At 39.6% G+C, this 19,430-nt stretch carries 17 protein-coding genes; 10 read left to right on the top strand and 7 right to left on the bottom strand.

The annotated features are described in order from the left end of the window. Positions 1-47 precede the first annotated feature (47 nt). Positions 48-1,409 carry a Na+/H+ antiporter NhaA gene (nhaA, locus tag FCN14_RS15040; protein ID WP_138432128.1) on the top strand — a complete coding sequence of 454 codons (1,362 nt, stop codon included), beginning with the start codon at positions 48-50 and terminating at the stop codon, positions 1,407-1,409. A gap of 106 nt (positions 1,410-1,515) precedes the next feature. Here the strand turns inward: nhaA and FCN14_RS15035 are convergent, their stop codons facing one another. Together FCN14_RS15035 and hisS are read right to left on the bottom strand one after the other, a co-directional pair. Next, positions 1,516-2,523: a hypothetical protein gene (locus tag FCN14_RS15035; RefSeq protein ID WP_138432127.1), complete on the bottom strand. Its 1,008-nt coding sequence runs from the start codon at positions 2,521-2,523 to the stop codon at positions 1,516-1,518. A gap of 62 nt (positions 2,524-2,585) precedes the next feature. Further along, a complete protein-coding gene (hisS, locus tag FCN14_RS15030; protein WP_138432126.1) occupies positions 2,586-3,845 on the bottom strand; it encodes a histidine--tRNA ligase in 1,260 nt (419 codons plus the stop codon). 145 nt (positions 3,846-3,990) lie between these two features. Between hisS and FCN14_RS15920 the strand changes: the two genes are divergently transcribed. Continuing rightward, positions 3,991-4,221: a hypothetical protein gene (locus tag FCN14_RS15920; RefSeq protein WP_138432125.1), complete on the top strand. Its 231-nt coding sequence runs from the start codon at positions 3,991-3,993 to the stop codon at positions 4,219-4,221. 52 nt (positions 4,222-4,273) lie between these two features. On the opposite strand, the gene FCN14_RS15020 is transcribed toward FCN14_RS15920, so the two are convergent. Next, complete coding sequence (locus FCN14_RS15020; protein WP_138432124.1) at positions 4,274-5,260, bottom strand: NAD(P)H-quinone oxidoreductase; 987 nt, start codon at positions 5,258-5,260, stop codon at positions 4,274-4,276. Positions 5,261-5,486: 226 nt separating this feature from the next. Between FCN14_RS15020 and rffA the strand changes: the two genes are divergently transcribed. The 6 genes from rffA to FCN14_RS14990 all read left to right on the top strand — a co-directional run bounded on the left by rffA (position 5,487) and on the right by FCN14_RS14990 (position 12,322). Beyond that, the gene (gene rffA, locus FCN14_RS15015; protein WP_138432123.1) at positions 5,487-6,614 is read left to right on the top strand and encodes a dTDP-4-amino-4,6-dideoxygalactose transaminase; all 1,128 of its coding nucleotides are present in this window, start codon (positions 5,487-5,489) and stop codon (positions 6,612-6,614) included. An 88-nt stretch (positions 6,615-6,702) separates the two neighbouring features. Beyond that, on the top strand, positions 6,703-7,686 hold the full coding sequence (locus FCN14_RS15010; RefSeq protein WP_138432122.1) for a lipid II:glycine glycyltransferase FemX: 984 nt from the start codon (positions 6,703-6,705) through the stop codon (positions 7,684-7,686). 22 nt (positions 7,687-7,708) lie between these two features. Further along, positions 7,709-8,602 (top strand): sulfotransferase family protein, encoded by an 894-nt coding sequence (locus FCN14_RS15005; RefSeq protein WP_138432121.1) that lies wholly within the window; start codon positions 7,709-7,711, stop codon positions 8,600-8,602. Position 8,603: 1 nt separating this feature from the next. Then, entirely contained in the window at positions 8,604-9,641 is a 1,038-nt protein-coding gene (locus FCN14_RS15000; protein WP_138432120.1) for a sulfotransferase family protein, read from the top strand. Positions 9,642-9,680: 39 nt separating this feature from the next. Further along, complete coding sequence (locus FCN14_RS14995) at positions 9,681-11,144, top strand: MOP flippase family protein (RefSeq protein WP_138432119.1); 1,464 nt, start codon at positions 9,681-9,683, stop codon at positions 11,142-11,144. An 8-nt stretch (positions 11,145-11,152) separates the two neighbouring features. Next, positions 11,153-12,322, top strand: coding sequence for a glycosyltransferase (locus FCN14_RS14990; protein WP_138432118.1), 1,170 nt, complete (start codon positions 11,153-11,155; stop codon positions 12,320-12,322). Between the two features lie 116 nt (positions 12,323-12,438). On the opposite strand, the gene FCN14_RS14985 is transcribed toward FCN14_RS14990, so the two are convergent. After that, positions 12,439-13,362 carry a glycosyltransferase gene (locus FCN14_RS14985; protein ID WP_138432117.1) on the bottom strand — a complete coding sequence of 308 codons (924 nt, stop codon included), beginning with the start codon at positions 13,360-13,362 and terminating at the stop codon, positions 12,439-12,441. A 94-nt stretch (positions 13,363-13,456) separates the two neighbouring features. Here FCN14_RS14985 and FCN14_RS14980 point away from each other — a divergent pair, with 94 nt between their 5' ends. Beyond that, entirely contained in the window at positions 13,457-14,293 is an 837-nt protein-coding gene (locus tag FCN14_RS14980; RefSeq protein ID WP_138432116.1) for a glycosyltransferase, read from the top strand. 61 nt (positions 14,294-14,354) lie between these two features. On the opposite strand, the gene FCN14_RS14975 is transcribed toward FCN14_RS14980, so the two are convergent. Further along, a complete protein-coding gene (locus FCN14_RS14975) occupies positions 14,355-15,497 on the bottom strand; it encodes a hypothetical protein (protein ID WP_138432115.1) in 1,143 nt (380 codons plus the stop codon). 1 nt (position 15,498) lies between these two features. After that, positions 15,499-15,867 carry a hypothetical protein gene (locus tag FCN14_RS14970; protein ID WP_138432114.1) on the bottom strand — a complete coding sequence of 123 codons (369 nt, stop codon included), beginning with the start codon at positions 15,865-15,867 and terminating at the stop codon, positions 15,499-15,501. Between the two features lie 247 nt (positions 15,868-16,114). On the opposite strand from FCN14_RS14970, the gene FCN14_RS14965 reads away from it, so the two are divergent. Further along, a complete protein-coding gene (locus tag FCN14_RS14965) occupies positions 16,115-16,891 on the top strand; it encodes a sulfotransferase family 2 domain-containing protein (protein WP_138432113.1) in 777 nt (258 codons plus the stop codon). A 4-nt stretch (positions 16,892-16,895) separates the two neighbouring features. Here FCN14_RS14965 and FCN14_RS14960 read toward each other — a convergent pair whose 3' ends face one another. After that, positions 16,896-19,412 (bottom strand): YfhO family protein, encoded by a 2,517-nt coding sequence (locus FCN14_RS14960; protein WP_138432112.1) that lies wholly within the window; start codon positions 19,410-19,412, stop codon positions 16,896-16,898. Positions 19,413-19,430: the final 18 nt, after the last annotated feature.

Raw genomic sequence — 19,430 nt, 5'->3', positions numbered from 1 at the left:
CGACAATAAGTATTGACAGAAAGTTATTAATCTAAAAAGCTAGGAAAGTGACAGAAGACAGTAACGGTATTAAAGGCAAAATCGCAGAGTTTTTTAAAAAAGATTCAGCGGCAGGAATGATGCTTCTTTTTACAACCATTCTTGCACTCATTGTAGCAAACAGTCCACTCTATGACATCTACCACCACTTTCTTGAGATGCATATTCAATTGGGGGTGGGGGACCTTGATATTGACAAATCAGTACACCACTGGATTAATGATGGTTTGATGGCCATCTTCTTCTTGCTCGTTGGCCTGGAGATAAAACGGGAAATGAAGTATGGTGAGTTGTCATCAGTACAATCAGCACTACTACCTGCTGTTGCAGCTGTCGGTGGCGCAGCCTTACCGGCGTTAATCTACTGGGGATTTAATGCTGGTTCTGCCTCCATGATGAATGGTTGGGCTATTCCCATGGCAACGGATATTGCATTTGTAATTGGTGTTGTTGCTTTACTGGGGACTCGAGTTCCGGTCTGGGCCAAAGTATTTGTTACGGCTATCGCTGTAGTTGATGATCTAATTGCAGTACTGGTTATCGCAATATTTTATACAGAGTCTATCAGTATGGTAGCCCTTGGGATTGCCGCAATTGGACTTCTCGTTTTACTGTTCTTTAACTACCGAGGGGTGAATAAAATTTCCCCATATATGATAGTAGGATTTGTAATATGGTGGGCCGTGCTCAAATCTGGTGTCCATGCCACAATTGCAGGTGTGTTAATTGGTTTGGCAATTCCTGCAGCCCGGGGATGGAGTGTTGAAAGACTTAAAGAATATGCACAGGAAGGGTTCGACTTATTTAAACAGGCAGAAGATGATGACATGCCTGTTACCAAAGAACAGGCCTTGCACCATATGGAGGAGACCGTAACGCATGCAGAATCACCCTTGCACCGACTCGAACACAAGCTGCATTTTTCAGTTTACTTTTTGATTATGCCAATTTTTGCATTTGCTAATGCCGGAGTCGTTTTTGACCCCGAAGTAGTTGGTCATGCTTTTGCCTCTACCATTACATGGGGTATAGCAATTGGACTTTTTGTAGGTAAACAGGTGGGGATACTTGGGTTTACATGGCTGCTTACAAAGTTAGGATTTACTGATCTCGCTGATAATAAAGAAACCTGGAAAACAGTGTATGGTGTTGCCCTATTGGCCGGTATCGGATTTACCATGTCGCTCTTTATTGGGAACCTCTCTTTTGATGCTGGATCTGAATTCCTGGAGTTCAGTAAGATTGGTATCCTGCTGGGCTCGTTCGTTAGTGGTATGCTCGGCTATTTTGTACTAAGCAGACAGCCTGATTACGGTGCTGAAACGCAACAGCCATATGATGTGCCTGAAGGAAGTGAGGCCGTTTCGTAATCTAAATTGAAACAGAATTATATCAGAAAAGGCGGCCTCCGGGCCGCCTTTTTTATTTGCCCTTAGGTGACAGTCTGAAAGAGTAGCTAATGATATTGTACTGTTATTAGTTGCTCTTAACAACGGAAGGGTTTGATACTGCTCCTCTTAGTTGCAGGCTCATACTCCCGTTTGTTTTGGGGATAGATAACGAGAATAATCGCTCGATGTTTGCTAACACATTACCAAAAGAGTCAGAATAGTCACTGGCTGTTACTTTTATATCCTTAAGTTTTGATTGAGAGAGGGGGTCCTCAAGTATGATAAACCCAGAGGTAGAAAAAAGGGCCAGTTTAGAATTTATTGCTCCTTCTATACGTAGCTTATTAGCTTCTTGCGTTGGTTTGGAGTGGAGCTGGGCATATTCAAAGGGGATGGCGTCCGTTGAGTATCCAAAGCCTTTAATGAAGAAGCTATAGCTTTTTTGAAAGTTTGCAGGTGGTGTCCAGACCAGGGAATCTAATCGGAATTGATGATTTCCCTTGGTCCAAAAGTTACCCTGCTGCCTGGCAATGGAACCACTGTATTGAAATTGCTGCGCTTTTATGGTCGAAAAAGAGGTATTGGGCAGTGAAAATATGATTCCCGAGCTATAGGCATCAATCGTTTGAGAGCTGGCGAATGGGGTACCATTTATGGCACTTCGTAGTCCATCCAGAGCATTTCCAGAATAGGTGACCTCTAAGGTATCTGCCTTTATCTCTTGCAGTCCTTTTTTATTTACATAGGTGGGTCGTATGGCTGTTAACTTTGCTTCTTGAAGATGATCAAGGCCGTAGCTTAATCCCGCTATGTAAATGTTCACAAAGTCTAGGTATTCGATATCAAAGGTCAGCTTATTGGCTCGTTCAATATGATCACCGAGGATGATGGTAAGATCACGAATAGTGACATCGGCTGCGAAAGGATTTACGTCGATTGCAGAATACTGCACCGAGATACGCTCATTTTTTTGAGCTTCTACCTGTACAGTTTTATCGATCATCTCTTCGGCTTGGGAAGCGGCAATAAAATGATACCCAAATAGGGCAACTAATAAGAGAGCAATCCCAATGAGGTAATATTTCACTTTCATGCTACTATAATAATTTATGCAGCACTCTGAAATAAATTACAAACAGGAATACTGCTATAATATTAGGATGTTAATTTTTCGAGAATCTGCTCAAAGGAATAGGCATCTTCTTCACTTGCTTTCATATCGCGAAGGGTAAACTTGCCTTCTTTGAGCTCATGGCTGCCTACGATGATAGTATGACGCGCATTTTCACGATCAGCATCTTTCATCTGGGCTTTCATTGAACGGCCAATATAATCCATCGAAGCTGAAAGGCCGACGTTTCGAAGCTTGGGAAGATGTTGGAGTCCCCATTTGCGAGCATCCTCACCGAGCGTTACAATGTATACATCCAGCATTTCTTCTTCTTGAAGGCTGATGTCAAGTTCTTCACAAGCGATAAGCAGCCGCTCCATACCGGCGGCAAAGCCAACGGCAGGTGTTGGTTGTCCACCAATTTCTTCAATAAGCAGATCATAACGACCACCACCACCTAATGCATCTTGGGCACCGAGATCAGGACTAATAAGTTCAAAGGCAGTGCGGGTATAGTAGTCGAGGCCACGTACCAGGTGTGGGTCTTCTTCATAGGTGATATCCAAGGCATCCAAAAGCTCTTTTACCTGCTTATAGTGTTCGGCCGTTTCTTCGGTTAAAAAGTCCGTAATTACCGGAGCGTTTTCAATGAAAGGCTGATCTTCTTCCTCCTTCGAATCCAAAATTCGAAGAGGATTTTTTTCAAAGCGACGTTGTGAGATCTCACTCATTTCATCCAGGTTGGGACGAAAATAATCTTTGAGGGCATCGGTATAAGCTTTACGACTCTCCGGATCGCCAACAGAATTTATTTTAAGGGTAGTATTACTGATTCCTACGCGATCGTAAATTGCCATCATAAAAGCGATAATATCCACATCAGCAGCGGGATCATCAGCACCTATAATTTCTGCTCCGAATTGGTGAAATTGCCGCTGTCGTCCCTTTTGGGGCTTCTCGGCGCGGAACATAGGTCCGATATAATAGAGGTTTTGGGTTCCCCCACGTTGGTCAAGGTGATTTTCTACAAAAGAGCGAGCTACCGGGGCGGTACATTCAGGGCGAAGTACGTATTGATCATCACCGCGTTCGAAAGCAAACATCTCTTTAGAGACAATATCGGTTAGCTGCCCCACACCCCGTGCAATAAGTTCGGTTTGTTCCATTATGGGTGTGCGGATCTCCTCGAAGTTAAATTTTTTGGCTTCTTCGTGGATAATCTGTTCCAGCTTTTGCCATTTTCCCACTTCATCAGGTAGAATGTCTACCATTCCAACATGGGTACTAAACGTCGGTTGCGCCATGGATATATAAAAATTCTGTTGTGAAAATTATTCGCTCCAAAGATAATATTCTGCCTACAGAAATCCTTACCCAATTTTGAAAGGATTGAGAATATAACCGGTCATACTAATATGACTACCGATAAAAACAGACATCTAATGATGTATGATCCTCGTAAACATACATAACAGACAGTCTATCAGACTTGAAAATTATGACTACTCGCAGCCCGGCTATTATTTTGCAACTATTTGTGTTCCAGACCGATATCATCTATTTGGTCACATCGAAAATGGTATAATGATTTTAAACAAATATGGCAAAATTGGGAAACAAGAATGGCTAAGAACCGAACAATTGCGTGATAATGCCCAATCATGTGCATGGGATAATTAATATAACAGACCGTAGCAGCATAGGCGTATTGTGATACGCCACTGCTACAGAATTACATTCCTGTCAATACAATTTTTCCTGTATTTTTGTTGTTCTGCATGCGCTGGTGGGCCTGTTCTGTTTCACTCCAATCATACATAGAATCGATAACAGGAGATAAAGTTTGGTTACTAAATAGAGAAAGGGTTTGCTCTTTAAAATCCTGAGTGAGATCAATTTTATAGTCCAGTGATCTCGACCGAAGAGTCGATCCCATAATAGACAATCGCTTTCTTAAGATGGGAATGAGACTCATTCCTTCAACTTTATGTCCGCCTAGGAAAGAGAGGTAAACAATACGGCCGTCGGTGGCGATGATCTCCATATTTTTGTGCCAGTATGGTTTGCCAATAAAGTCAATAACAAGATCAACCGTGTCTGCTCCGATATCACTGATAATTTCCTGGGCGTAGTTTTGCTTCTTATAATTATAGGCAAAGTCGGCACCCAACTTTTTAGCTGTTTCAAGCTTGTGAGCTTTGCCTGCCGTGGCGATGATTCGAGCATTAAACAAATGTTGAGCCAGCTGAATTGCAGAAGTTCCCACACCACTGCCGGCGGCATGGATAAGAATTGTTTCTTCTTGTTGTAATTTCCCCAGCCAGTCGATTGCCTGAAAAGCCGTTAAAAAGGTTTCTGGTATTGCTGCAGCTTCCTCGAAGGAGAGATCCTCTGGAATAGGCATTGCCATATCTTCATGGATGGTACAAAACTCGGCATATCCACCGCCCGGGAGCAGCGAAAATATTTTATCTCCGACTTCCCAATTCTTTACTGCCGATCCTATTTTTTCAACAATACCTGCCATCTCCAGACCTAATATTTTACTGGCCCCTTTGGGAGGTGGATAGTTGCCGGTGCGCTGCAGTAAATCAGCACGGTTAACAGCAGTAGCTTCAATTTTTATGAGCAGTTCATGCTCTGCCGGTTGGGGAGTAGGGGTATCTGCAATCTCCAGTCTATTGTAGTCTTCTTGTTGTATTACATTAATTGCTTTCATAGGTTCGCTGAATAATCTTAAAAGAGTGATTAAGAAATCTATATTTTAAGCCACATATTTAAAATATACGTTTTTAGACATGCTGGCTAATAATGATTCTTAATACACAAATACCGTAATCAGAAAAAAAGAAGTTAATAATATTTATATGGAATTGAATTGCATGAGGCTTTGAATTTGCTTTTAATTAGTTTTTTATCTGTTATAAGTTTATTGAATACCTACTATGGATATCCCTTTTAATGAACCTTTTATAGGAAAAGAGGAAGAACAAGCTATTATAAATGCTTTGCGACAAAAGCATTTGCGCGGAGACGGTCCAAAAACACAAGGTGTTCAGGAAGAGATGGAGGACTGGTTAAATGTTAATCATGTACTGCTTACAACTTCTTGTACGCATGCCCTTGAGATGGCGATGATTGTATTGGGGATAGAAGAGGGAGATGAAGTAATTATGCCATCATTTAATTTTGTATCATCTGCTAATGCCGTGATTTTAAGAGGAGCAAAACCTGTTTTTGCGGATATCTTACCTCAAACAATGAATATCGATCCAGCTGATATTGAACAGAAAATTACCGATAATACTAGAGCTATTGTTCCGGTACATTATGCCGGGGTAAGTTGTGATATGGATGCTATCATGAATATAGCAGCTCAATATGATCTGTATGTAATAGAAGATGCGGCCCAGGGGGTAGATGCCTACTACAAAGATAATGCTTTAGGTACTATTGGGGATATTGGTTGTTTTAGCTTTCATGATACCAAGAACATTACCTGTGGAGAAGGTGGTGCTTTTATTACCAACAACAATGACATTGCTAAGAAGGCTGAGATAGTACGTGAAAAAGGAACCAACAGAGCTGCTTTTATTCGTGGAGAGGTTGATAAATATACGTGGGTAAAAGAGGGAAGCAGCTATATTCCTTCAGATATATTAGCGGCATTACTCGCTGCCCAGTTAGAAAAACGTGATCAAATAAAAGCTGAGCGTAAGCGTATATGGCAGCAATATATGGATACGTTGAGACCGTATAAGAATCACTTACAGTTGCCTGTAATACCGAACAGCTGTGATTCAAATTACCATATTTTTTATTTCTTAGCAGAAGATGAGGATCAACAAAGTGAGTTGATTGCTGCTTTTAAAGATGTGGGGATACCCGCGACATTTCATTATGTTCCTTTGCATAGTTCTCCATTTTATGAATCTAATATTGGGGCTGAACAATCTTTAACATTAACGCAGCAGTATAGTAATCGGTTGATTCGTTTGCCACTCTATCCAGATTTAAATGTCGGGGAGGCTTACTTTAAGAAAATATCAGATGTAATTGACCAACTGCTTTAACAATAGATAGTAAATGTTGGGTTGGTAGTTAACATGTAGATATTTGAGACAGTTTTTGATTTAATATTAGTAGTGAATAACATAGTGTATGAAGATTATAAAGAATGCAGATCATTCTCTTTGGCGTAAAGTTGCTGAAGCGTGTCCATATGCAACCTTTTTTCATTCTCCACTTTGGCACACCCTTATTGAAAAAGTATATAGCGATAAGGTTAATCGTCCTATTGCTCTTATTACTGACCGAGGGACAAAAGCAATACTTCCGCTTGTTCAAACAAGTCAGTCAACAATGGGAATTCTCAGAAACTATGAATCTTCTTTTGCAGGATGCTACGGAGGTATTATTGCAGATGGGGAACTTAAAGATGAAGAGGTGACAATCCTATATAAGACGATTCAAGAGTTGCGAACTGGCGAGGTATATCTTACCGATAACCCCTTGCGGAGTCACTGGAATGCAAATACCTGGATTAATTCCTTTGATCGGGGCGAGGACGATTTTACTCAAATTATATCTCTTGACCAAAGTTTTGAAAAGGTATTGGAAGGGTTTTCCAGGGGCCATCGGAGTAGTATGAATAAAGGTCTTGATATGGGGGTTTCAGTACGTACTAGTGCTAACAAAAAGGATTACAAAGCTTATTTTGAGGCGTATCAAGCTTCACTTGAACGGTGGGGGGCTGATGCCAGTAGTTCCTATTCTTGGGACTTTTTTGAAGAATGTTATCGGCTGAACAAGCAATACCCGTCAAATGTGAAACTATGGTTAGCAGAAGTTGAAGGTGAATTGGCATCGGGGGCTATTGTTTTTTATTGGAATAACCATATTGATTACTGGCATGGAGCATCATACAAGAAGTATTTTGATTATCGAGCTAATAATGTGTTGCACCCAGAAATAATGAAAGATGGTATTGAAAAAGGCTTTCGTTTTTACGATTTCAATCCCAGTGGAGGACATGAAGGGGTTGCTAACTTTAAAAGTCGCTTTGGGAGTTCTAAATGGCCGGTAAAGCGTGGGGTGATCTCCGGCAAGCTTTTAAAGGCAGTAAAGAAAGTAAAGTCGATATAGCGTCCAGGAATGAAAAAGATTAATGATACAGAAAATTGCAAATAAACTACTGGCACCGATAGAGACCTTTATGGTCAGCTCTGTCGGGAAGCCCCAATACCCTCCCATTTTTATTTTGGGACTGCCCAGGTCTGGAACAACACTTCTATACCAATACATGGCACATCGTCTTAAAGTGGCCTATTTTATGAATGGTACCGACCGGTTGCCTCATGCTACAGCATTAAACACGAGCATACGTTTGGCTTTATTTGGTATATATCATTCTGATTTTTCAAATAGCTATGGAAATATCCCGGGCCCAAATGCCCCGCACGAGGGGGGCGATTTCTGGGCCCAATTTTGGGGATACCGAGATTACATAGCGTATAAAGATGTAAGTGCAAAAGATGAGGATATTATCAGCGGCACCATTGCCAAAATAGAACAGCTTTTTAAGGGAGTACCCTTTATCAATAAAAATGTAAAAAACATTTTGCGAATAGATGCAATATCCAAGATTTTTCCGCAATCTAACTTTATTGTAATCGATCGTGAGTTAAAGGATGCAGGAGTTTCATTGATTAGAAGCCGCAAACAAAATATGGGTGATATTGCTCAATGGTGGTCAGTAAGACCACCTAATTGGCGAGAATTGGAAGGTTTAGCACCTGCAGAACAGATTGCCCGACAGCTTATAGGGCTTCGCGAAAAACTCAATAAGGATTTAGGTCGTATTCAAACCCAGAGAAAATATCGCCTATCATACAAACAGTTCTGCTCAGCTCCAGAATCAGAAATTGCTAAAATAGCAGCCAAATTTTCTTTGGAGAAAAAAGATACCTTGGGCAAGGAATCATTTCCAATATCTGTCAATGAGGCACAATCAGCTGAAGAGGAGGATCTCATTGAAATGATCGCAAAGCTAGAGAGTTGATATGAAACCGATATTTATTATGTCTTCGGAACGCAGCGGTAGTAATTTGCTGAGAAAAATGTTGGGAATGCATTCTATTCTGGCTGCTCCGCCGCCCCCGCATATGTGGAGACATCTGATGAAGGTCGCTGCTAATTACGGTCCTCTTAACGATCAGGAGCAGTTCAGGAAGTTAGTGGAGCAAGCAATTCGTATGACCCAAGTGCCCGGTTCACATTTGGAATGGAAATACCAATTTACTGTCCAAGAAGTATTAGATCAATGTCATACCCCCAATGTTAGTGGTATTATTAACACATTATACACCCTTTACTCTCAAAGAGAAGGAGCAGAAGGGTGGGTATGTAAGGAAAACAAGCTATTTAATCACGCATTCCAAATTTTAGAAGTGGTCCCGGATGCAAAGTTTATTTATTTATGTCGTGATGGGCGAGATGTGGCTTGTTCAATAAAAAAAGTAGCAACACACGATCAGCACGTATATTTTATTGCTGAAGAGTGGAAGCAAGAGCAACAAAAGTGTTTGCAGGTGTACCAAGAACTTATCAATAAAGGGTCGGTTAAATTGGTACGGTACGAAGATCTTATAGAAAATCCCCAATCGGTGTTAGAGGAGATCTGTACATTTGTAGGAATCTCTTTTGAGGAAGCAATGCTTTATTTTCATGAGAGCAGGAGTGCTGTTAAAGAGGCTGAAAAATCAAACTTTTGGGAGAACCTATCGAAACCGGTGATGTCAGATAACAAGGGTAAATTTTTGAAACAATTGTCCCCAAAAGAGACAAGGATTTTTGAGTCATTAACAGCTGATATTTTATCAAATCTGGGATATCCAATAACATATACGTCCAATACTTTCAAAGTAGGGAAACTCCGATATTTGCTGTACAAAATTTATAATGAAATCTATAAAAAGATCAATCTGAGATTGTATTACAAAGAAGAGGGGAGAAAAAAACGGGCTGAAATGTTATCTGAAATTCATAACTCTCATACATCTGAGACTACTTTTGCAGATACAATTAGTTATAAAAAATGAGAATATTTCATTCAATTCATAGTTTGAGTTCTATTATTAATGGCTCTTAAAGAAAAAACACTATCCGGAGTTAGTTGGACTGCTACGGCACGCGTGGTGCAACAGCTTATTCGTTTTGGTGTTATAGTCCTTCTCACCAGGTTATTGACGCCCGAGGCTTTCGGTTTGATAGGGATGATTATCGTTATTACCGGATTCGTTGAGTTATTTAGTGATGCCGGTTTTGGGGCGGCCCTCATCCAGAAAAAAAATATTGAAGAGCGTCATTTGTCCTCCATTTTTTGGATAAATGTGCTGATTGGAACGTTCTTGACCCTGATTGTTGGAGCATCGGCATCGCTTGTTGCCGATTTCTATGGAGAGCCTGCACTGGTTAATCTCACCCGTTTTATAGCACTACAGTTTTTTATCGGTTCATTGAACACAGTACAGCAGTCATTGCTGCAGCGAAAGATGAACTTTAAAAAATTGACAATCGTACAAATTTCAACACAGGTGATAAGTGGCGGTATTGCAGTGGGTATGGCGTTAACGGGTTTTGGAGTTTGGAGTTTAGCTTGGCAAAGTCTTATCACAGTAGGGTCTAATTCTGTGTTGCTTTGGGTACTTAGCCCGTGGCGTCCGAAATGGATATATGACGGGAAGGCGGTTAAAGACCTTCTTAAATTCAGTTCTAACCTGTTGGGGTTCAAAATAATCAACTACTGGTCGCGTAGTGCCGATGATTTGCTTATCGGGCGTTTCGTGGGTTCAGCAGGGCTGGGAATCTATACCAGGGCCTACAGTACCATGCTGCTTCCCATTAGCCAAGTTACAAATGTACTACAACAAGTAATGTTTCCGGCTTTGTCAAAGATCCAGGATGATATCCAACGGGTTAAACGAATATATCTGCAGGCCAACAGAATTATTGCGCTCATTAGTATGCCAATGATGTGTGGGTTATTTGTAGTGGCCGAGCCTTTTGTTATTTCTGTTTTTGGTTCTCAATGGGAAGAGGTAGTACCGGTATTGCAGATACTATGCTTTGTTGGGATAAAGCAACCGATGGGTTCTACTTCCGGATGGATATTTCAGTCCCAAAATAAAACGGATGTTCAGTTTAAATGGAATATTGTAGTAAGTATTGTAACCATTTTAGCTTTTGTTATCGGCCTTAAATGGGGCGTTATAGGAGTTGCAGCTGCCTATGCTATCCGAAGTTATATTGTTTGGTACCCTGCAATTACAATAGTAGGAAATATCATTGACATGACATTTACTGAATTTATAACTAATGTTGCCGGTGTTTTTTTCTACAGTATTACTATGGCCGTTATTGTGTATGGCGTTGGATTGGTGATACCGTCGACCTGGACTCTTTTTTCAGTACTAGTAATACAGGTACTGACGGGGATTATTACATATCTAGGGTTAATTCACTTCGGCAGACTAAAAGCCTATAAAGAGGCAAAACGATTATTATTTGAAAGCATTGAGAATCTCAAAGATGATAAAAGTTAATTCAAGTTATGAGTGAGTCCTCTCTGGCAAGTACTCTGGTATGTCATACCTCGCATATCTTTTTTAAACAAAGTGAGAATTGGATCTATACCCAGTTAAAAAATCAGGTGGATGTAGACAGTTTGGTTTTAACAAACTTCAGTAAAAATCTGGATATGGTTGATTGGATTCCTGAACTCTATTCTCGGGACGAGGAATTGCTATTTGGAATTCGGCAGATGGACAGCCTTATCAAAAGAATTATAGGGTATTATCCCAGTTTTTACCGGCAAGCTAAAAAAAGGGAGGTTGATCTTATCCATGCTCACTTTGGTCCAATGGGGTACTATAGCGTAGGTTTGGCAGATCGGCTAAAGGTTCCATTAGTGACGACCTTTTATGGGTATGATGCCTCCTCTTTACCCCGCGAAAAACCCAAATGGAAAAAGAAGTACCGCCGATTATTCGACAAGGGAGACCGTTTCTTGGTAGAAGGACCGGCAATGAAAGAAAAGATAGAACATCTTGGATGTCCTTCGAAAAAAATTACTGTTCAACATCTGGGAGTTGATTTAGATAACTATGAAGTCCGTACAAAATACTCTCAAGAACAAGAGTTGAAAATACTCATGGCTGGACGGTTTGTCGAGAAAAAAGGATTTATCTATGGATTAAAAGCGTTTCTGAGATTTCGGAAAGAAGGAGGGAAGGGCACAGTAACACTTATTGGTGATAGTAGTGATACTTCTGATTCTGAAAGCGTAAAACAGGAGATTCTGAATTTTATCACAAAAAATGGGTTGGAAGAAACCGTTCATCTGGCTGGGATGATTCCATTGGAACAGCTACGAAAAGAATATTATAAACATAATCTTTTTTTAGCACCAAGTATTGAAGCCGATAATGGTGATAACGAGGGAGGGGCTCCTGTCACGACCATTGAAGCTGCAGCAACAGGCCTTCCAATAATAGGCAGTAAGCATGGTGATATACCGGAGGTGGTAGATGATAAAGAAACGGGCTTGTTGGCTGAAGAGAAAGATACAAAGAGATTGGCAGCACATCTTATGTCTTTATATCAAGATCCAAGCTTAAGAAAGCAGATGGGGCAAGCAGCGTCAAAACGAATGAGGGCCCAATTTGATGCCAAAAAACAAGGGCAAAAGCTTACACAGATCTACGGGGAATGCCTTAACTGAGACTTTTGCAAAAGCTGTGGGTAACTACCTCTTAGGGAGTTTATACGCCCGTAGTAATAAGCTGTGTTGGCAAAACCCATCTCAGAGTGAGGGTTAAAGATTTGCAATAATACCCTTCAAGAAGATTGATTGTACCCTTTCCAGATCCACCAGCGAAATTTGAACAGCATGATTGCTTTGTCGAGTTGAAAGCTTATAAGGTAAACAAAGCCCAATGGGAATGATGCAGCTAGTTTAAATAACTCGGCGAACCAATTTTGGGCTTTTTGGATTGTCGAAGCTTGTTTAAGTCGGCGGTGCATGCTTTTACCAAGCCCCAACGCCTGTTTCCGAATGTAGTCAACGGTAAGTCTGCTTTTATTAACTCGGTGATACAAAAAGGCATCAGGCAGGTAATAGATGTCGTTAGATTGTTCTCGAATGCGGCGGAATAGTTCTTTTTCTTCCCCGGCATTTAGCGATTCTCCTTTCCGACCCAGTTCGATATTGAATGTAGCGACCTGTTCGAATATGTTTTTTTTAAAGCCCATATTTCCACCGAAAGGATATTTCGTTTTTGGATAGGTTTTTAGACTGTCTCCTAAATCGTGATATCCTAACAGGGGGAGTAAAAAGTGAGACATCCACGAGGGGCGGGGATCATCAAATTGCACATGAATCTTACCTCCTGCTGCTACTGCCTCCGGATTGGATTCAAAAAATGACACCCACGCAGGTATTAAAGAAGAGGTCGCCCGAATATCATCATCCAAAAAAACGATATACGGTGCTTTTGATTCCGCAATACCTCGATTTCGGGCGTGCGAAAGCCCCTGATTCCTTTCTTTGATATAACGTATGGGTTTACCATCTTTAGCGGTTAATTGCTGGTATTTCTGAACAACAGCTGGGGTATTATCTTTTGAGTTGTTGTCAACAATGAGCAGTTCTATCTGCGTTTGAGGGAACTTCTCAGATACTAATGATTCCAAGGTGTCATCAAGGTACTCTTGCCTGTTGTACGTACAGATAATAAAAGAAACTGTTGGATTACTGCTCATTGGTTGTATTGTACCAGTTAATTAATGAAAACATGAAAATACATTTTTTTAGAGCAAGAATGCGAATTTTAGATTCTATAACCTAATAAAGTTAATGGCTGATTCTTTACCGTTGGTTTCTGCTATTATTACTACCCACAATAGGGCTGATCTGTTGCCGCGAGCTATAGACTCGGTGTTGGTGCAGACCTATGAAAATATGGAAATTATTGTAGTTAATGATGGGTCTGTAGATCATACTGCAGATGTTATTGAAGAGTATAAAGGTCAATGCAATATTAGGCATATACAGTTTGATGATTCTGTTGGGGCTTGTCGTGCAAGAAATAAAGGTATAGAAGAAGCTTCCGGAGAATTTGTTGCCGGTCTGGATGATGATGACGAGTGGCATCAAGATCGAATTCAATGTTTGATGAATGCATATAGCGATAAATATGCGTTCGTTACTTCAGATACGAGGATGATCCATTCCAAGGGAGAGGCAGTCTGGCATAAAGCCAAAATTATTGATCTGGAAACATTGCAATTTACAAATCAGGTCGGAAACCAAGTATTGGCTCGCAGGGATCGTATTCTTGAAGTAGGTGGCTTTGACCCTGAACTGGAAGCAGCACAAGATTATGACCTTTGGTTGCGGCTTTGTAGAGTATATGGCCCAATTAAAAATGTACAAAAACCGTTACAGAATATTCACATGGATCACCAAGAGGATCGTATTACAAGTCATTCCTCGTCAAAAGGGTATTACCAGTTTTATAAGAAGCATAAAAAATACTTGACGAAGGCGCAGCGCAAGTACCAGTTATATAATATTCGGCGCTCTCAGGGAAAGTCACTTAGTATTTCAGAATTTATTAGTTGGGTACCTGCGTTTAGATATTGGGCAGAGTTCAAAAAGATCTTTACAGGCAAATGGTTGGGCTGGGAGTAAAATTAGGTAATTAGCTGAGAATTTACCTCAACATATGTTAGTATGGAAGTGCATTAAATTCTTAAACATTATTTTTAAAAAAGGTAATTTTAACTTTTTTGGCAGCAAGTATAAATACTATAGTTGCTGAGAAAAATAGTAATGAAAAATTAATAATTACTGAAGGGTTATTAACAATTGATGAAAGTAAAATAGCTACAGGAGAAAAGGTTAGGAGCTGGGTAATATTACTGTTGAAATGATAAAAGGTTATCAAAAGACTGAGATAAATAGCAGATGACAATAATAGCTTCCTTATTGTAATTTGTTCTGAGATATAGGAAATATTAATCTTATTTAAAAGTGAATTCCAGTTTATAAACAAAAGGTAAATGATTAAATGAGAAGTAAATGAAATATTAAGCATAAGAAGATTATTCAAATGGAAAAAAATAGCTATCCCAACAAAAATCCTGAAATATTTTTTGTTAAATACAGCTATAAGAAAACCTAGTTCAAAGAGGACAGCGATGATATCTAAAATTTCCCAAAATAATGGGTAGTTAATTTGTGAAAAGTACGATATTAAGAAATCATCACGCCCAAGGATATAAAATCCTCTTAACACCCAATTCTTAACTCCTTGAGTTGTTAAATCGAAGTCGATCCAAGTGAATAGCTTAGGATAACCCGCTGAGAAGAAACCGAACCCCAGTAGCAGAGCAAGGATTGTAATTGGCAAACCTGAGCTGATGGCATCTTTGTTATTAAGAGAGGTCTGAGGATTTAATTTTGCGTCCAAAGATAATGTGTTACCCCACCCCGAAAAACTCATAAAGAAGGGTACTAGAACAACTATTATATTATGATCAATTTTACCAAATGAGTACCGAAATGAATTACCGATGATTAAAAGAACAGTTAGTAAGATTGAAACTACCTTTGTTTTATAGCCAAATAATAAGGCGAAAAACAAAATACAGATAGAAAGGTCAAGAAAGACAAAAAACCATTCGGGAGGGAAGGAAGAAAATAATGCAGATATGCTGTATTGAGGCGGATCAAAAAAAATATCTGGGTTTTTGTTAATCCATGAGAAAACAGGTAGACCAAGTAGAAGAAAGAAGGCTGAGTATATTATTCTATATAAAGCCAATCCTTTTTGAGGAATTGCGTAATCGTTGTGTAAAAAATAATCAAACCAATCTTTTACTTTTTTATTCATTCTACTTTAAACTTAGTATAAAGTAAGTTTGAATATCAGTTGTGTCTGAGATGGGATTATTCAAGTTCTGTGATAAGAAAAGCTTCTTTATTATTATTTTATCAACTTCGTCAAAAGTTGTAAGTGGTTGAAGTTTTTTTTTGAACCATGAGTGTCCCTTTCTAATATTATATCTCTCTTCCTTTTTTATATTTGGGAATCCAAATCGATTTTTTATAATCCGCCCCCTGTAATGGGTAGGTACTGTTTCTAATAATTTATCAGTATTAATAAGTTCTTTATCTCCATTATCACTAATAACTTCAACAATATACTTTGTATAGTTGTAGTTTTTTTTATTTAAAAAAAGTTGTTCCCCACTTGGTAACAAAATGGCAGGATAAGGTTCATTATATCTGTTGATAGTGAAAAGCTGGGTAAGGAGAGAAAAGAAGATTACCAAGAATAACGATATTTCAATTTTTTTCTTAATTACTACAGTATGGTTTTTTAAAGTTGTATTACCTTAGAAATAATTAAAACAAAATAGTGTAAAAAACAGAACTTTTTTATCAAAGGCACCTAATATGAATAGGTTATCCTTATAAGGAGATAATTTAGTACGCTTTTTTTCAATTATGATAAAGAAGACCTTTTATTCATTTTTTTATAACCTACGCCTGTATTTCTATTATGGCGCACGCCGGGTAGGAATGCCTGGCTATCAAGTCCATCAAATTGTTCTGCCGGGGCATCAACTGATTTATATTCCCATTCCGAAAAATGCCTGTTCCTCAATTAAGCATTTGCTGTATGAACTGGAATTTGACCAAGAGTATAATTACAAAGAGCATCGTGAATGGGGATATCAAAATATTCACGATTATTACCACAAAAGACCACAAGCCTTTACAGGGGTTAAGAGCCTGGAGGCTGATAGCAGAAACATTATCTTTGCCGTTGTCCGTGATCCTGTAAAGCGATTTATTTCCTGCTATCGGAATAGAGTTATTGACTTACAGGATCTGAAGTGTTCTCAAAAAGAATTAGAAAAGAGGGGGTTGCCTGTAATACCCGATATTAATTTTTTCGTAGATCATTTGATTGACTACAGTAATATAAATACCAGTCTCGAACATCACCTGCGACCACAATACCTGTTTTTGGGAAATTCTCTGACCTATCTCGATGAGATATTTACCTTGTCTGAGTTATCAAAGCTTGAAGAGCGTTTGCAGAAATATAATTCAAACATTGAATTAAGATCAGAGAAATCGGGTGGTTCTTCCTATTCACTCCAGGATTTAACAAGAGAATCCCTGGAAAAAGTTATAGATTACTACAGTCGCGATTACAAGCTGTTAGAAGATTACTTTAGTGCTGATGAAGTAAGGAAAAAATACCAAAAAGGTTAAACTATTATTCTTTACTACTCTGGTCTTCTTGCTGTTCATTATTGCTTCCTATCCAACCGAAGTTGAAGACAAGCAGTCCAATCCCCGATATCCACAGAATAATGTGTCCAAACCAAGCAATACGACTTCCCCAAACGTTAGAGGCCGGTTTAAATGTCATCCTAATGGTGTGTTTACCAGCAGGAATCTCCAACCCGCGAAGAATAAAATTCGTTTTATAGATCTCAGTAGCTTCGCCATCGATAGTTGCTGTCCATCCTGCTGGATAAAAGACTTCACTTAAAACCAGGAAGTCTTTCTCTTGTGTAGAAGTCTTTAGCTCAATACTATTGGCTTTGTAAGAGGTTACAGCAACAGATGATGTAGTATCCTCAGATGCTGTAACAGCGTTTTTTGTTTCTACAATTGCTGTTGAAGCAGGATTGAAACCAGTAGTGGGTTGCATCAGATCAACAGCTTGCTGTGGCGTTGAGACTGTTTTTATTGAGTCTACAAAGAATGCTTTAGGAAGCACGTCCTCATTTCTATAAACACGCTGTCCCTCTTCGTTATACACTTCGGAATAACCGTTAAAAGGAAGGCGTTGTTTTGCCGTTACGTACTTTACATTAAGCATATCCAGTATGGGGTGGTTGATTCCCGATTGTCCTTTCATGAGTAACTGATCAACCATATCTTGGTAGTGAGCTAGTTTCGCCCCGGTATATCCACCAATAGTAGGGTAAAAATAAGCGGGAATAGCATTATTGAAGGGGTTTCGCATTAAGGGGAATACGCGGTAAGGATAACCTTCATTGCTATTAATGTTTTCCAAAATGAAGGTATCCACAGGCTGTTGCCGCTGTTGGATCATCCGCTCGGCATCAAAAGTATCTGATACCATTCGTTTTTCGTTCACATAACGAGCATCAATACGAAGCATGTCATAGGCAGTAAGCAGCAGCAGGCCAAGCAACAGATAGCCTTTGCTTATTTTTCGTTGAACAAAAGCCACGATTAGTCCACCAGCAATAAGTACCAGTATCAGATATCGTGTAGCATCATTACTGGCAATTTCTTTACGTTTGGGTTTGAGCTTGGTATTAATATAGTTGCTTACGCCCTGTTGAACCCGTTGATTGTCGGGTGAAACATTATTCTGTTGGGCTAACTGCTGAGCATACTGATTGAATTCTCCTGGCTTTTCAAAAGAAAGCAATGCACTACTCCCGAGGGTAAATATAACACCGATGCCGATAGCAACTCCCAAAGGAATCAATAGATCATTGAGAGATGTTTTAGCATTTTTAGCAAGGCTAATTAATGCCTCAATGCCGAATACAGCAAGTACTGAATAGCAAAATACCGTAACAATAAGCCACATTTCAGGAGTTCGAAATTTATTGAAATATGGCATGTAGTTGAACATAAACTCATTGAGCAACGGAAAATGGTATCCCAGTGAGAAAAGCATCGTAAGCGATCCTACCCCAAAAAACAGATACTTTATTTTTTTCCGATAATGGATGAGTCCAATAAGGGCCAAAACAAATGCTATAGCTCCAAAATAGTGGGGGCCGCTGGTGAACGATTTTGGTCCCCAGTAGGCTTCACCGGAAGAACCACCGTACAGACCCGGAATTATTAAAGTAAGAAGTTCACCCACGCCCTGCGACCAACTAAAGGCATATTCAAGGGATAGTCCCCCGGCCTGAGAGGTATCGAGTGTTGAACCGCCGCGGGTACTGTATTGGGCATACTCTAATAATCTCCAATAGAGGTCGATACTACAGAGAATGGCTAATATCCCGCTGCCAAAGGCAATACCTGTTCGCTGGAGCCAGTCTTTAATTTCCGCTTTTTGATAGAAGAGCCAGCTGTCATAGATCCACCAGAATCCTAACAGGTATAAAAAGTAATAGGTTACCTGGGGATGGTTTCCTCGCAACAGCAGTGTTACAGCAAGAGCAAAGGTAAAGAATCCAAGCCATTTTTTATCAGACCTGGAGATCAGATAGTACCCCACAAACATCCAGGGTATAAATGCAAAGGTGATAAACTTGCTATAGTGGCCAGCTTCAATAATGATGGGCAGATATGTCGTAAATCCAATAAGAGTAGCCCCCAATGCTGATGAAAAAGGACGCATGCCCATCACCACAAAAAAGCAGTAGGCACCACCCAACAATATCCAGAAATAGGGCAGGGGATGGGTATCTCCTCCTATCTTTTTAATAAAAGTATCAACGTTATATGGTGATGAAGGGTTATGAACAACATAGGAAGGCATGCCTGAAAACATATTGGTAGCCCAAAGGGGATGTTCATTATGTTCTTCAATATGTTCAACAACAGATTCAGAGCCGGCGCGCCATTGTAATACATCATTCCCTAAAAATTGCTTGCCCCCTAAAAAGATGGCAGAGTATAAGATGAGGGGCAACAAAAAAAGGATGGCTAAGGCTATCCAATGTTGTTTTTTTTCGGATAGACGTGAGATAAAATCTTCTTTAAGATCGTATTTCCCTTTTTGTTTACTCAAGGTAGAAAATGATTAAAT

The sequence above is a fragment of the Fodinibius saliphilus genome, assembly GCF_005869845.1.
Lineage (GTDB): Bacteria > Bacteroidota > Rhodothermia > Balneolales > Balneolaceae > Fodinibius > Fodinibius saliphilus.
The sequence above is the reverse complement of the archived record's forward strand: the minus strand, read 5'-3'. Positions and strand labels throughout refer to the sequence as shown.

Excerpts from the sequence above, each read along its gene's own strand:
- FCN14_RS15035 (WP_138432127.1), bottom strand. The coding sequence starts at position 2,523 with ATGAAAGTGAAATATTACCTCATTGGGATTGCTCTCTTATTAGTTGCC.
- hisS (WP_138432126.1), bottom strand. The coding sequence starts at position 3,845 with ATGGCGCAACCGACGTTTAGTACCCATGTTGGAATGGTAGACATTCTA.
- FCN14_RS15920 (WP_138432125.1), top strand. The coding sequence starts at position 3,991 with ATGATCCTCGTAAACATACATAACAGACAGTCTATCAGACTTGAAAAT.
- FCN14_RS15020 (WP_138432124.1), bottom strand. The coding sequence starts at position 5,260 with ATGAAAGCAATTAATGTAATACAACAAGAAGACTACAATAGACTGGAG.
- rffA (WP_138432123.1), top strand. The coding sequence starts at position 5,487 with ATGGATATCCCTTTTAATGAACCTTTTATAGGAAAAGAGGAAGAACAA.
- FCN14_RS15010 (WP_138432122.1), top strand. The coding sequence starts at position 6,703 with ATGAAGATTATAAAGAATGCAGATCATTCTCTTTGGCGTAAAGTTGCT.
- FCN14_RS15005 (WP_138432121.1), top strand. The coding sequence starts at position 7,709 with ATGATACAGAAAATTGCAAATAAACTACTGGCACCGATAGAGACCTTT.
- FCN14_RS15000 (WP_138432120.1), top strand. The coding sequence starts at position 8,604 with ATGAAACCGATATTTATTATGTCTTCGGAACGCAGCGGTAGTAATTTG.
- FCN14_RS14995 (WP_138432119.1), top strand. The coding sequence starts at position 9,681 with ATGGCTCTTAAAGAAAAAACACTATCCGGAGTTAGTTGGACTGCTACG.
- FCN14_RS14990 (WP_138432118.1), top strand. The coding sequence starts at position 11,153 with ATGAGTGAGTCCTCTCTGGCAAGTACTCTGGTATGTCATACCTCGCAT.
- FCN14_RS14985 (WP_138432117.1), bottom strand. The coding sequence starts at position 13,362 with ATGAGCAGTAATCCAACAGTTTCTTTTATTATCTGTACGTACAACAGG.
- FCN14_RS14980 (WP_138432116.1), top strand. The coding sequence starts at position 13,457 with ATGGCTGATTCTTTACCGTTGGTTTCTGCTATTATTACTACCCACAAT.
- FCN14_RS14975 (WP_138432115.1), bottom strand. The coding sequence starts at position 15,497 with ATGAATAAAAAAGTAAAAGATTGGTTTGATTATTTTTTACACAACGAT.
- FCN14_RS14965 (WP_138432113.1), top strand. The coding sequence starts at position 16,115 with ATGATAAAGAAGACCTTTTATTCATTTTTTTATAACCTACGCCTGTAT.